This window comes from Aeromonas sp. FDAARGOS 1405, from assembly GCF_019048265.1.
In the GTDB taxonomy this organism is placed as follows: Bacteria; Pseudomonadota; Gammaproteobacteria; order Enterobacterales; family Aeromonadaceae; genus Aeromonas; species Aeromonas veronii_A.
In genome coordinates, this window is record NZ_CP077311.1 from 1,293,656 (window position 1) to 1,307,863 (window position 14,208).

General features: G+C 54.3%; 12 protein-coding genes. 3 read left to right on the top strand and 9 right to left on the bottom strand.

What is annotated here, in order from left to right; genetic code table 11:
• Positions 1-202: 202 nt before the first annotated feature.
• From qatD to I6L35_RS06145, 4 genes are read right to left on the bottom strand one after another with little or no spacing between them, the layout of a single operon-like run.
• Positions 203-919 (bottom strand): Qat anti-phage system TatD family nuclease QatD, encoded by a 717-nt coding sequence (gene qatD, locus I6L35_RS06130; RefSeq protein ID WP_103255316.1) that lies wholly within the window; start codon positions 917-919, stop codon positions 203-205.
• Between the two features lie 8 nt (positions 920-927).
• On the bottom strand, positions 928-2,232 hold the full coding sequence (qatC, locus tag I6L35_RS06135; RefSeq protein WP_216979801.1) for a Qat anti-phage system QueC-like protein QatC: 1,305 nt from the start codon (positions 2,230-2,232) through the stop codon (positions 928-930).
• On the bottom strand, positions 2,229-2,981 hold the full coding sequence (locus tag I6L35_RS06140) for a hypothetical protein (protein ID WP_042864680.1): 753 nt from the start codon (positions 2,979-2,981) through the stop codon (positions 2,229-2,231). The genes qatC and I6L35_RS06140 overlap by 4 nt, the downstream gene beginning before the upstream one ends.
• The gene (locus I6L35_RS06145; RefSeq protein ID WP_103255138.1) at positions 2,981-4,768 is read right to left on the bottom strand and encodes a P-loop NTPase fold protein; all 1,788 of its coding nucleotides are present in this window, start codon (positions 4,766-4,768) and stop codon (positions 2,981-2,983) included. Before I6L35_RS06145 ends, I6L35_RS06140 begins: the two co-directional genes overlap by 1 nt.
• A gap of 578 nt (positions 4,769-5,346) precedes the next feature.
• On the opposite strand from I6L35_RS06145, the gene I6L35_RS06150 reads away from it, so the two are divergent.
• Positions 5,347-5,670 (top strand): hypothetical protein, encoded by a 324-nt coding sequence (locus I6L35_RS06150; RefSeq protein ID WP_216979802.1) that lies wholly within the window; start codon positions 5,347-5,349, stop codon positions 5,668-5,670.
• On the opposite strand, the gene I6L35_RS06155 is transcribed toward I6L35_RS06150, so the two are convergent.
• Entirely contained in the window at positions 5,667-6,284 is a 618-nt protein-coding gene (locus tag I6L35_RS06155) for a recombinase family protein (protein ID WP_216979803.1), read from the bottom strand. The genes I6L35_RS06150 and I6L35_RS06155 overlap by 4 nt on opposite strands.
• 537 nt (positions 6,285-6,821) lie before the next feature.
• On the opposite strand from I6L35_RS06155, the gene I6L35_RS06160 reads away from it, so the two are divergent.
• On the top strand, positions 6,822-7,076 hold the full coding sequence (locus I6L35_RS06160) for a helix-turn-helix domain-containing protein (RefSeq protein ID WP_042013334.1): 255 nt from the start codon (positions 6,822-6,824) through the stop codon (positions 7,074-7,076).
• On the top strand, positions 7,076-8,395 hold the full coding sequence (locus tag I6L35_RS06165) for a type II toxin-antitoxin system HipA family toxin (protein WP_139743359.1): 1,320 nt from the start codon (positions 7,076-7,078) through the stop codon (positions 8,393-8,395). The genes I6L35_RS06160 and I6L35_RS06165 overlap by 1 nt, the downstream gene beginning before the upstream one ends.
• A 423-nt stretch (positions 8,396-8,818) precedes the next feature.
• On the opposite strand, the gene fhuB is transcribed toward I6L35_RS06165, so the two are convergent.
• From fhuB to I6L35_RS06185, 4 genes are read right to left on the bottom strand one after another with little or no spacing between them, the layout of a single operon-like run.
• On the bottom strand, positions 8,819-10,801 hold the full coding sequence (gene fhuB, locus I6L35_RS06170) for a Fe(3+)-hydroxamate ABC transporter permease FhuB (RefSeq protein WP_216979804.1): 1,983 nt from the start codon (positions 10,799-10,801) through the stop codon (positions 8,819-8,821).
• Positions 10,798-11,682 (bottom strand): ABC transporter substrate-binding protein, encoded by an 885-nt coding sequence (locus I6L35_RS06175; protein ID WP_216979805.1) that lies wholly within the window; start codon positions 11,680-11,682, stop codon positions 10,798-10,800. Before I6L35_RS06175 ends, fhuB begins: the two co-directional genes overlap by 4 nt.
• A 33-nt stretch (positions 11,683-11,715) precedes the next feature.
• Entirely contained in the window at positions 11,716-12,480 is a 765-nt protein-coding gene (locus I6L35_RS06180) for an ATP-binding cassette domain-containing protein (protein ID WP_216979806.1), read from the bottom strand.
• A 46-nt stretch (positions 12,481-12,526) separates the two neighbouring features.
• Complete coding sequence (locus I6L35_RS06185) at positions 12,527-14,173, bottom strand: multidrug ABC transporter permease/ATP-binding protein (RefSeq protein WP_216979807.1); 1,647 nt, start codon at positions 14,171-14,173, stop codon at positions 12,527-12,529.
• Positions 14,174-14,208 lie beyond the last annotated feature (35 nt).

A 14,208-nucleotide genomic window follows, 5' to 3' on the forward strand; every position in this document is an offset into this window, starting at 1 on the left:
TGTCTCCTAGTTACAAACATCAGCATGCAAGAGCGTACCGGGGACCTAACGAAATCCAGACCGCTGTAAGTGCCCGTTTTGGGCACTTACAGCGCTTTTGAGAAAAACTTTACATGTGGAGGTTTAAAAATGTAGATATGAGAAGTAATTTTATGAAACTGATTTTATTATCTACATCAGATAGATATTGAATCAACACACTCTATCTGGATTCACATAAAACCCTAAAATTATTGAAAAGTTGCTCTTGGGTATCGGACAGACTCATACCCCACAGCGATGCTAGTTGCCTCTCTGCAATCTCGCTATCCCATGGCATTAGTGTATTATTTTGAAACTTTCCAAACGGACCATCCGTCTCGGTTAGAATTCGTGATTTTGGCATTTTTAAAGCTAGAGCTTTACCCTTTGATGTCTGTAACATGGCTGGGCCAACAGAGAACCAACAACCTATTTCAATTGCGTCTTGAAGCTGCTTTGGAGTACCAGTAAACCAATGCAGTATTGGTGTACCTTCACTAGCCTTGAGTTCATCAATTACAGTAGCTGCACACCCTCGGCTATGGATAGTCATTATTCTACCTCCAGCACGACTCACACTACGCAATATATGCCTTAATACCTTAAGTTGAACTTCCCAGTGTTCTTTGAAGCCACTTCCACCATCAAGACCTATTTCACCCACGTACTGTGTTTCAGGGAGTAACGCATCGAATAAATCCAACTCTTGGAATCTTTGATGCGCAATTTGTGGATGAAGTCCTAATGCCGTTCGTATCCTCTTCCCCCCCTGAGCAAGCCTACAAGTTCCCTCCCAAGCCTTAGGCGTTGTTGTCACAGACAATACGTAGGCTCCTCGCCTTTTGCATTCCTCGGCCACCTTGAATGGCTCGGGGTACAAATCGAGGTGACAATGCATATCTATACTCACCGAACACCTTCAGACTTCAGAAAGGCATCCACTTCATTCAGTCCGTCTAAGAAGACTCTCTGAAACTCTTGAAAATCGGCTATTGGTAATGGTCCGCTATTCGCAACCCAAGAACCAATCCTGCGAGTTGCCTTCTCTGCAACCGCAATCCGTAATGCAAGAACATCATCTCTACGGTCTGTCTCACTTAAAACATGGGCAACACGATCAAAAGTGTATTCAACGTTCTCTATGATTCCACCAGCTTTCAACGCTGAGCGTCGAATAATACAGGGGACACAAATGCCACATTGCTGGTTAGAGCGCTTCCAATGACTACATGAAACAGTATTGTCCACAATATCTGATAATAATTTTCTGTTCTTACAGTCTAAAGCCATTTGTCCTTTAGTTTTAAACTGATAAGGATTTAAAATACGGCATGGGATCATCGCCTTTTCAAAAATCCTTTGGATACTGTCGATAAAGTATGGATGGGTTGTTCTTGTGCTCAACGAACCAATACGCCTATTAGTCAATGGAGCATTCAATGAGATAAATCCATTTTCAGGCACAAACAATTCAACTTCATCTTTCTGAGATACCTCTTGCACAGCACAAGCTCCGATAGCCGCAAACGCAAGAAAATTTAAGCTGCGTGTTCGCATAGAAATATCAGTCTCACCGATAGACAGGTGAGGGTCAGCGTTAACCTGAAAACGAGAATACCGCCCAGAGAGCGCTGAAGCTATCTTATCCTGATGGGATTTATCTCCTTTGTATGCATGACTTACCAATAATGGGGCACGCCCCTGGGCAAGAAGATCGATCGCCCCAATGGCAGAATCGAGCCCTCCTGAAAATAAGCACACAGAATCAAGTCCCTGGAGTTGAACTAACTGGAAACGGTCAGACCCACTATATGGCTTGGGAGAAGCAAAACCACCTTCCTTAAATTCAAAATCCCACATGTCACCGCTGAGAAAATGGAGCGATTTTTCAATATCCTTTTTCAGGGGGAGCCAGCGTTCAGGCTCATTCAGCGGCAGTTGAAGAAAAAACTGGCGAGTCCAGCCATCTTCAGTGTCAGAGCGGCGAACAAAAGTATCTGCAGCTGTAACGGCTAGTGCTATTGTCAGAAAGTCCATAGCTTGGCTAGGAATACTGACCCCCAAACGCTTTATCTTATCTATGATCGGGTTTCCGATGAAAGATATATCACTACGGTGCTTGCCACCCAGCCCATAAAGTTGCACCGGCAACAAGCCATCTTCAGCTAAAGGCAGCAACTGATAATCGTGATGGAATACTAACTTTGTCACTGGTAGGTCTCCCATTCCTTCCATACATCTATGATGGCTTGACGCTCAATCTGTACCATTTGCTGACGGCTGACGTTTCTCACCTTACCAGTTAGTTTGGTTGCCATATGCTTATCAACTACAACCTTGATGAGTTCCCGCAGTTCAGTTTCTGCTCTCAGAGCCTGAGAAGGTGTATTGGCTTTGTTCCATGCTTTATCGGAATCCATAACCATCTGCAGGAAGATGATTTCAGCCAAGTAACCAATCATTGTGTCGACAATAACATCATCAGTGATGCACTGGGGATCGAAAGTCTCCACCCCATCCAAAGCCTCTACAAGAGCATGATTCATTGCGGCACGGATCTTATCCGAATCTCCATCCCCAGTGGCCAGCGCCTGCGTTATCGTGGAAATAGCAAGCTCACAAGGCAGGCCGGCTAAACTCCCAAGATCGACACTAGCTTCGCCCGAAGCTGCCGGTACACCAGCCAGAATGCTGAAAAGTCCCGCACCTGCATTGGTGGCACTTCCCATTCTTCTGGCAGCATTACTGCTTCCACCACTGGCTTTACGTGCGTAATGACCGATCGCTTTCCTAAAATCATCTCGATTGCCACTAGATACAGCGCGACCTAAAGATGTGCGATATGGCCTAAATCTATCACCCTGAGGCAATGGTAGTGGTTGCTGCGGTTGATCATCCGCCCATGGAGGGACGAGTGGTGATCCCCCTCCTGGTCCAGTACTTGATTGCGAAGTTCCCATTACCCCTCCTTATGCCATTGCTCATCTTTGAGGGCTGCAGCCATCCAGGGAGGACGCTTGTCACCCAATTCCAGTTCTTGCAGCAAATATCGAACAAGAATCTTGGCCGCCTCAGCAGAATGCCGGGCCAGCAAACAAGCACCAGCAAACCCTTTAGGCTTTCTAGACCAGTCAGAAACCTGCCTTAAGTGGCTAATAATCCCTTCCATGACTGGTATCTGCTCCTCTAATGGAAGGGTATCCAACAACTTTTCTGCTGTTGGGGAGCTAGTGTTCTTCGTGTCCACCAGTACACTCAGGATTTCTCGCCCAATAGGGGATAACCCCACTACATAGGCACCAATCGGCATAGTTTCCCGAGACAAGTAAATCGCAGCTCTGAGATCAACCCCGCCCAATCGAGGCTCAAGCTGAGACCACTCGCTAATGAAGGACTTGGTGGTTGGATTATCCATCCATGTCTTCGGGGCTCCATCAGGTATTTTTCCTCCATCATCCTCGAGCTGTTTGAGCAGTGCAGGTATTCCTTGTTCAGCATCCACCAAACGATAGAAATCTGCTGTTGCCTCAACACCAACACAGCGCTCGAAAATTACTAGCTTAGTAATGATGGCTTCATCCAGCGGCATTGACCGACGCCGAGCAATCTGCGAGCGCATTTTTACGACGTTTAAAAGTCGTTTCACGATTCGCGGATTTCCGTGAATAATTGGGGAATTGGCCAGTATCGGTGCAATACGATCTGCCCGAGAAAATGCTCTGGCTAAGTCACCATCTTCTGACTGTCCTGTCAGTGCTAATGCATCCTGCCGGGTTATAGGATCGTCTTTCCAAGAATGTTGTAGTGACTTCTCCAATCCCTCACGGAGCATATTGAGCTTGTCTTCGGGCAGACGGTGATCAATGGCGTAAAGCATAAACAAATAAGAACGAATTTCCCGAACACCAGCCTTGGGAACACGAATAGGGACTTGAATTAGCTTGTCCAAATAGTCGATCTGGTGTCGCTCTGATGCACCTTTAAAATGATCAGCTACCGCAGAACGGATCATTTCTTCATCGGCGGCGATGATGAAAGCAGTATTAGTCAGGAATAGGAACAGCCGGATAGCCTCAAGAGTATGGATGGCATTAGTTGGTAAGCAACGATCAAGATTATCGATAACCACTACCAACGGCTTACCAAGCTCTTCCAAAATTTCCCCGTACTCTTTTCGAAAGGCGTCAATCTGTTGAGGTGGACTTTTCTTTGGCTCAGACTTCAGTAGCCCGCCGGCTTGTTCCTTAACCTCTGAAGCCGTCTTGCACAAATCCTCATACTCACCCTGATTCTGAATACCATCAACAGAATTCCCTAGAGCGCCTAAACTCCTAGCAACAAGCCCTCCGGTAGGAATACCGGCAATCAGGGCGGCCCCCTCAGCCAGTAAGCCCATTGCACGGAATCCATTAACCCGGGCTAGGAGTCTCTTTGTTTTGGTCACTAGGCCATCATTTCCATCTGCCGCTTCGGTCAAAGCCGACGCGATAACCTCCAAAAGAGCAGCTCTAGCATCGTCATACCCTTGGTACAACCAAGCATCAAACTTGATGACTATCCATTCCCCATTCTCGTGCTCTAGTTTTTGCTCAATCAACTCTAAAAGAGATGATTTACCAGCTCCCCAGTTACCAAAAATCCCAACAGAAACTGGCAACATTTTGTCAGTGGTTAGGATATCAACAGCAAGTTGTGAAACCTCACCAAAGTTTAAATAGTCTTCAGAGGATTCCTTATCAGCCCACATCGTACATCCTTGTGCCAGTCAATAGAGTTAGAAATCTAGTGCTATGCTAAACAAGACCCATGAAAGTCTCAAACATAAGAATGATTCCAGATAGATAGGAATCCCCCTACCTCTTCCAGCGCCCCCAAGAGCCCCCATTCCTCCAAACCGGATGGCCTACATTCCAGAGCGAAGAACAGCACGAACATTCCAGATAGATGGGAAGGCTCCTATCAATGTTCCAGGTGCTCGTTCTGAAGCGACATTCCACTATCTGGAATATCCGCACCAAGATTCCAGATAGATAGTTATGTGGAAAGGAATTGGACAGAGATTGGCCGGGGATGAGGGCGCTGATTCCACTGGCCAATAAGCCACTGGATTCCAGTACTCCAACTTTGTCACGAACGAACAAACTCAACATTTTCAATAAGTTGATTGAACACCAAGGCCTTCGGTGCCATGCTGAAATCATGTTCATTGGTGGAGTAACACGATGGATTCGTTCAGTTGGGGGATGGTTGGCTTGCTGGCCTTCTTCACGCTTGTCTTCGTGTGGAGTCTGTATAGCTACAAGGCGCATGCAAAAGAGAGACACCATGAAACCGATCGCTGATATCGCCCTCATGGCGGTGGTTGCGCTGGGCTTGATGGCACTTGGCGACACGGTGCTTGCATGGCTGCTGATCTGCCTGCCACCGGTTTACTGGTGCTGGCCAATACTGGCCTGGGCCACCAGGCACCCCATCACGGCCAGGTTGCAGTTAATGGCTCTTGCCACACTCACCTGCTGGCACTGGCCCGCCGGGCTGTTCACTGCGCTGAGCATCGCACTCATCTGGACAGCGAAAACCCTGAAGACAACCCCACGCCCAAAGCGCAAGGGTGGGCCGGTCATCAAAAATTACTACTTCTGGAGCTAACTGCGTGTCTCCTTGGCCACACTAGCGATAAGGTACCTTGAGCAACCAAGCATCTCCTGAATCGCGGAATAACTATGGCCTGTCACCAACAGCCTGGCGATGTGCTGACGCTTCTTCTCATCCTTCTGCCTACCACGGTATTTCCCTTCATCCCTGGCCTTGGCAATACCCTGCTGCTGCCTGCGACGGCGATCTTCATAGTCTTTACGAGCGACGGCTGCGAGCATATCCAACAGCATGCCATTTACAGCCTGCAAGATGGCGCTGGTGAACTCGGAGCGGCAGCCCCCCTGTAATGCCACCCAGGAAGTCGGAAGCTCAGGAGAAACGATGGAGAGCTGTTTCTGTGCCAAAAGCTGCTTCAGTGTTTGCCAATCCGTCTGATTGAGACGGGCCAGACGATCAATCTGCTCTACCAGCACAATGTCACGATCTGCAGCATCGCGGATCAGCCTCATAAGCTCAGGCCTGTCCAGCGTCGCTCCCGACTCATTCTCCACATAGAAACTGGCAATCTGATGGCCATGCTCAGCAGCAAAACCAATCAGCAGCTCTCGTGCCCGCTCAGCATCCTGTTCCACTGTCGATGCACGTAAATACGCCCGTATGAACATTGAAACCCCATCAGTCTGTTTAAAGTGGTTCCTAATTATTGGTTCAATATAAGTGGTTTCAATATGATTTTCGAGAGGGTATTAAGTGGTTTTAATGGGGTATACCTTTTTAGAACCACCACATGACGATCGAAACACAACCTTTCGATAGCCTTTTGATCTGACAGCACAAACTTTAAGTGTGATCCGTCATCACAAAGTCGCTTTTGAGTTGTATTTGAGTATTTAAGCGACGTTGCTCACCATTCCTGATCTGCTGAATGGGATGCCAAAGGAGGAAATCTACAGAAGCTGGGCTTTGAGGTGAGTCATCTTTTCGACTCACCGAACAAGCCAGCAGCCAAGCGTAGCGCGGCAGTTCTTTACCCCATGGCTTGGTAATCTCCCCGTCTGCTGTTCTCTTACCCGCTATAGGGGATAAATGTTAGATACCGCCTACAGCGTGTGAGTTACATTTACCTCCTATAACAGGTAAATATTGATATACCTGCCATAGCGTGTAAATTGGAAGAAGGCACGCTACCAGGTTGTCGAATCATGAAAGTAACCAGCGCCAAGCAGCTGAGCGCCTGTATCAAGGATGCCAGGCTTTCTCAAAAGCTCTCTCAAGGCAAAGTGGCCGAGAAAGTGGGGATTAGGCAAGACACAGTCTCCAGCTTCGAACTCAATCCTGAGTCCACCAAGCTGGAAACCCTGTTCAAGATCCTCGCATCACTCGAATTGTCACTGGACATCAAACCCCGCAATGAGTCATCCGAGAGTCCGGCATCGGGCTGGAAGGAGGAGTGGTAATGGCCAATCTGGCTGTCTACATGAACGGCTATCGGGTAGGCACATTCACCAAAACTACCAGCGGCGCCCATCAGTTTCAGTACCATGAGTCATGGCTGGCACAACCGGGCAGCCGTCCCATCTCACTTTCCATGCCATTGCGCCATCAGGCCTACCGGGGCGATGAAGCCTATAACTTCTTCGACAACCTGCTGCCAGATAATACGGAGGTGAGGAACAGGGTTGTAGCACGCTATCAAGCGGCATCAACTCAGCCCTTCGATCTGCTCAGTTGCATTGGCCAGGATAGCGTAGGGGCATTACAGCTGGTTACCGAAGGGCACGACGTTCCAGATGTCAGGCGAATCGACTACAAAGCACTTTCCGATGGCGAGCTCGAGCAGATCCTGACCAGCTACAAATCAGGAATCCCTTTGGGGATGGTCAGGGAGCAAGAGGAGTTCCGGATCTCTATCGCCGGAGCGCAAGAAAAGACAGCGCTGCTCTATCTCGATGGCCGTTGGTACTTGCCACTCAACGCAACGCCGACAACCCACATTATCAAACTCCCTATTGGCAAGATTGAAAGCCACTCCTACTCGATAGACCTCTCCCAGAGCGTAGAAAACGAATATCTCTGCACTCTGATTGCCAAGGAGTTTGGTCTACCCGTGCCTCACTGCTTCATGATGCAGGTTGGCCAGGTCAAAGCACTGGCTGTGGAACGCTTCGACAGACGTTACGCTGCCGATCGCAGTTGGATCATGCGCCTTCCCCAAGAAGATTTCTGTCAGGTATTGAATGTTCCGTCAGCACGGAAATACGAGAGTCATGGAGGACCAGGGATCACTGACATCATGAAAACCTTGCTGGGCTCTGCGACACCAGAACAGGATCGCTACCTGTTCATGAAATCTCAGGTCCTGTTCTGGCTGCTGGCGGCCACCGATGGCCATGCAAAGAACTTCTCGGTCTTTATTGAACCGGAAGGGCGTTTTCGCCTGACCCCTTTTTACGACATCCTATCTGTCTATCCAGTGTTTGGCGGCCGAGGCCTCAACCGAAGGGACGCCAAGCTCGCTATGGGCCTAGCAAGCAGCAAGGGAAAGAAATACGCCATTGAGCAGATATTCCCGCGTCATTTCTTCCAAACGGCGAAAGCTGTGGGATTTGAGCGTTCTGCTATGGAAGAGATCCTGACAGAACTGGCCAACTCCGTTGATGATGTTATTAAGCGTGTTACCCAGCAATTGCCAGCGGGCTTCCCCGATGCCATCAGCAGCACCATTCTAGAGGGCCTAAAAGCCCGCTCAGCCAGGCTGATAAAGGGCTGGGATTAAATTGACGGTATGTGGGATGATTGCACGGTTAGCCAAACCACCTATGGGAAGTTTGCACGGTTCGAAGAGTAAAAGCGGCTTTCCAGGCACCGGACGGTGCTATGGTCGGTTCAAAATATGTTCAAAACTCACCTAAAAAGCAGTTTTGAATGCGTGTAGTAGCATCGCGTTGATTCATATGGGAAGGCTGCACGATCGAGAATGGACTATGTGGGAACGCTGCACGATAGCAGAAACCCGTGAGCGGCCTCTCAATATGCTGTTTTAGTTACTTTTACCCCAAGCGGCCCCCGAAAAGCCACTAACATATTGAAGATAATAGATTATTTACATTCTGCATCGGCAAGTAACTCTCTGCACAGCAGACAACAAAAAGCCCGGGATGAACCCGGGCTTTTTGTTGTGCGTTTTTTGTCCGCAAACCTAGAGGCGGCGCAGACACCACATGAAGTAAGCGCCCCCTAACAAGGTGGAGACCAGCCCGACTGGCACCTCCTGCGGGAAGAGGATCTGCTGGCCGACCCAGTCCGCCGATACCATCAACAGGGCGCCTGAAGCGGCGGCTCCAAGCTGGTGCCAGCGTGCCCGCACCAGCCCCATCAGCTTGGCCATATGCGGCGCCAACAGACCGACGAAGGAGAGCGGCCCCACCACCAGGGTGGCGCTAGCGGTGAGCACGGCCACCAGCAGCAAGATGGCGAGCTGGGCACGGTTGAGGCGAATGCCCAGCGCGGTCGCTACAGCACTACCCATCGGCATCAGATCGAGCCAGCGGCTGACAAGCAGACAGGCGGCCAGCATCAACAGCGCCAGCCCCACTAGCCCATAGGCTACCGGCAGGGTGACGTAGTAGGTGGAACCAGACATCCAGGAGAGCAGTTGCTGCACCCGCATGTCACCATTGGCCAGCGCGATGGCCTGCAGCGGCTCAAACAGTGCCGTGATGGCAATACCTGAAAGCAGGATCCGCTCCGGCTGGAAGCCGTGCTTGCGATTGACCAGCACCAGCAGCAACAGGCAGCCGAAGGCCCCGAGCAGGCCACCGGCCAGCATCAACGGCAGGGGCAATGCAGGCAGCAACAACGCCGTCGCAATCACCCCCATAAAGGTGCCGCCGCTCACCCCCAGCAGCTCCGGGCTCGCCATCGGGTTGTTGCTGACCCGTTGCAACAGGGTGCCCGCCAGCGCCAGCAGCACGCCAGCCGCCCCCGCAGCCAGAGTGCGCGGCAGCCGCCACTCCAGCTGGGCCTGCCAGCGGAGCCAGCTTGGCCAGCTCCAGCCCGCCATTCCCTGCCCAACCAGCAGGGAGGCGACCACGGCCAGCAGCAGCCCGACCAGCAACAGGCCAATAAGGCGAGCCGGAGCCGAATGACGAGCCACCAGCAGAGCCGCGTTAGCCTTCGGCGTACCCGACTTGATGCCAAGGCGCGGGATCAGCCAGAGCAGCAGCGGCGCCCCCAGCAGGGCGGTCATGGCGCCGGTGGGGATCAATACCGGCCAGAAGCGGCTCAGGCTCTGCAGCAGCAGATCGGTCGCCGCCAGCAGCAGGGCGCCGAGGATCGGTGCCCACAGCAGCCGCTGGCCAAGCTGGCGGATCCCGAGCAGCCGCACCATGGCGGGCGCCGCCAGCCCGATAAAGCCGATCAGCCCCACCACGCTCACCACGCAAGCGGTGACAAACACCGCCAGCCCCAGTCCGGCAAAACGCAGATGCTGAAGGGAGACCCCCAGACTGCGGGCGCTGGCATCATCCAGCTCCAGCACCGCCAGCGGGCGCACCAGTACCGCGGCCAGCGCAGCGGCTGCCAGCAGGCGGGGTAACAGGTAACTCACCCCGCTCCAGCTGTTCTGCACTAGCGAGCCACTGCCCCACACCAGCAAACCTTTCAGCTCCTCCTGAAAGAACAGCAAGAGCCCCATGCTGATGGCCGCCAGATAGAGGTTGATCACCAGCCCGGCAAAGACGATGACCACCGGATTGAGCTGGCGACGCCAGGCCAGGGCAAACACCAGTGCCATCGCGAGGCTGCCACCGGCCATGGCGATCCACTCCCGCCCCAACAGCAACCAGGAGGGGGCAAACAGGGTCACCATCATCAACGCCAGTTGGGCACCGGAGGCCACCCCCAAGGTGGTCGGTGACGCGAGCGGGTTGCGCAGCACCTGCTGCATCAGGGTGCCCGCCAGCCCGAGCGCCGTCCCGGCCAGCAGGGTGACAGCCAAGCGGGGCAGCCAGCTGAAATGCACCACTGCTTGGCTGACGTCATTCAGATTGGGGGCGAAGAGGCTCTGCCACCAGAGCGCACCGGGCAGCTGGCGAGCCAGCTCCCAATACGCGAGCAAGAGGATCAACCCCAGCAGGATCGAGACCGGCCGCAGCAGCGGCGATGTGAGCAGTCTCTTCATCGGCTAGCCTCCATACGCTCGGCATCTTGCAGCAATGCATCGCTGAGCAGACCGGCGAAACGGCGGGCGGCCAATACGCCGCCAAAATTCCAGACCGCAGGCAGATGCAGCACGGGCGCCTGCCGTACCAGCGGCAGATGCTGCCACAGCCCAGGCTCCTGCAGCCGTTCGCTCACCCCTACCGGGATGGGATCGACCACCACCAGTCGCGCGGTTGGCAAGGTCATAAACTGCTCGATGCTGACCACCGAGAAACCCCAGTCATTGGTCTGCTCCTGCCAGCCATTACGCAGCCCAAGCCGCGTCATCACTGCATCGAACAGGCTGTGGCGACCAAACACCCGCACATGGCGCTCATCGATAAACTGCACCACCAGCAGGGGCGGCAGATCCTCAGGCAATCCGGCCTGCATACTGGCGAGATCCCGATCCAGCCCGGCCAGCAGCCGTTCGCCCTCGGCGGTTTTGCCCACCATACGGGCGAGGGTCAGGGTCACCTCGTGCAGCCGCTGCCACAGATCGGTTTGCCCATCATAAAGGGCAATGGTGCTCACCGGCGCGATGCGGGAAAGAGTTGGCGCCAGCGGGGCCGCCAGCGGCGAGATGAGGATGCGATCGGGTTTGAGCTCCTCCAGCAGCTCACGGTTGGGCTGGGTGCGCAGGCCGATATCCACCACTCCGGCGGGTAGCCGTGGCTCGCCAACCCATGCCTGATAGGGGCCAACATCCCCCACCGCCAGCGGCGTCACCCCGAGCGCCAGCAAGGTTTCGGCAATGGTCCAGTCGACAGTGGCGATACGGGGTAGCGATGCAGAGGCGATCGGGGATGTGTCGGCCTGCGCCGCTAGTGGCAGCAGCAGGCTAATAAGGCAGGGTGCCATCTTCTTCAATAAACAGTTCAAGAGAGCCCCCGGTCAGACGATGGCGATGGGATGAGCATGAGCCGGATGGCGAATGACCTCCATCGGGATGCCATAGATGGCGTTCAGGGTCTCGCTGGTCATGAGCCCCTCAGGTTCACCGTGGGTAAGCAGGCGGCCGGAGTGGAGCGCCACCAGCCGATCACAGAAGCGGGAGGCCATATTGATGTCGTGAATGACGATGATGACCCCAAGGTTTAGCTGACGGCTCAACTGCTTGACCAGCGTCAGCACCTCCACCTGATGGGCCACATCCAGCGCGGCCAGCGGCTCGTCCAGCAGGATAAAGCGGCTCTCCTGCGCCAGCAGCATCGCCAGCCAGACCCGCCCTCGCTCGCCACCGGAGAGGGTATCCACCAGCCGATCGGCAAAGCGTTCGGTATGGGTAAGGGCGATGGCCCGATCGACCTGACGGTGATCCTCCGCCCCCATCCGGCCCAGCAGGCCGCGCCAGGGATAGCGGCCCATCTCCACCAGCTCCCGCCCGAGCAGATTCTCGGCGCTCGGCAGATGCTGGGGCAGATAGGCCACCTGACGGGCAAACTCGCGATTGCCCCAGTCGGGTAGCGGCTTGCCATCGAACAGGATCTCGCCGTCGCTGAGGGGTTGCTGGCGTGCCAGCAGCTTGAGCAGGGTCGATTTACCCGAACCATTGTGGCCGATGAGGCCATAGACCTGTCCCTGCTCGAAACGCAGGTCGGTGGGGTGCAGCAGCGTGCGGTCATTGACCGTGAAGCTGGCTGATTTCATCTCGAACATAAGCAGTTCCTGTGCTGGCTTGCCGCCAGTCTCATCGGTGCCGGCATCAAGCCAGCACCTCGCAATCCAGATGGGCAATCGCATCACGGCTCACTTCGGCGCGGCGCGCCCCGGTCAGTTCGGTGAGTTGACCCTGACGCATCTCCAGCAGGCGATCGGCCAGCGGGAAATAGTGATCATCGTGACTGATAGCAATTACCGTCTTGCCCATCTCCTTGAGGCGAGGCAGCAGCACCTGATAGAAGATGCGGCGGAACTGGGGATCCTGATCCGCGGCCCACTCGTCAAACAGCATCACCTCGCGCTGCTCGGCCAGCGCCAGCAGCAGGGCGACCCGCTTGCGCTGCCCTTGGGAGAGATCGATATCGGCGATAAAGCCATCCTCGATGGTGAGCTTGCTGCCCATCTGCAACCGCTCCAGCCACTCGGCCACCAGCTCATCCTTGGGTTCCGGCCCCAGCAGGTGCTGGAACAGGTGATAGTCGGTGAAGATGGCCGAGAAGAGCGCCAGATAGCCGTTGCGATCGGTGACGGGTTCACCATCCAACAGGATCCGGCCCGATACCGGCTGGTAAAGGCCGGTCAACAGCATGGCCAGCGTCGACTTGCCTGATCCGTTGCCACCGATGATAAAGATCTGCTCCCCCTTTTCGATGACCAGATCGATGGGACCAACGGCAAAGCCGTCCTCCTCCTGATAGTGAAAGCTCACCTGCTCCAACTCGATACGCTGCCAGGGTCGGATGGCGGGCGGCAGCGGGAAGTCCGCATCAGGCTCGGCCAGATTGAGGGCGGCGATCTTGTCGAACGCCACCTGAGCGGCAAGCAGGGTCGGCAGGGCGCCAATCCCCTGCAACAGCGGGGTGCGCAGGAACAGCAGGGTCAGGGCGAAGGTGGCGGCCACATTGGTGTTGGCCCAGCCAAGGCCGTTGGCCAGAAAGAAGACCAGACCGATGGCCCCCAGCATCATGATATTCGACCAGTTCACCGCGCTCAGGTGATAGGTGTCGGCGCGGATGATCTGCTGGCGGTAGTCACGGGCATTTTGCTCATAGAGCTGGTGATAGACGAAGTGAGCCCGCTCGCGGTTGAGCGCCAGCTCCTTGCTGCCGGCGATGATGGCCTGATAGTTCTGATAGAGCCGATCTTCGGCCTGACGCATGTGGGAGAGATGGCGATAAACACGGTTCACCAACAACCAGCCCACCACCATGGTAATCGTGACCCAGAGCGCGGTCACCCCGAGTAATGCAGAAGAGAGCCAGCCAAGATAGAGGGCTGAACCCAGCGTGAGCACCAGCCCCTGCACCAGCTCTGGCAGGCGCACGAAGGCGATGGTGATTTGGCCGATATCGCTGGAGAGGGAGGCCAACAGCGGCCCCTGACCAATCTGGCGGATGCGGGCGACATCGCTATCCAGCAGTTGCTTGAGCAGACGGCCGCGCAACCGGTAGACAAAATGGTGACCGAGAGTGGTCAGGGCCAGCTGAGATCCGAGTGTGATCACCAGCAGCAACACAATCAGGCCGACCAGCTGACCGAGGATCGGCAGCGGATCACCTATAGATTCGATAAGAGACTGATTGATAAAGGCAATGACGCCAATCCCGCTGACTGCACTGAGCAGACTGAGCAGGGTAATGGCGATGAAGGGCCAACGATATTGGCGATAAACCAGAGACAAGAGTTCCATAACGGACCGGTATTCCAGAGAGATCAGAACAACTG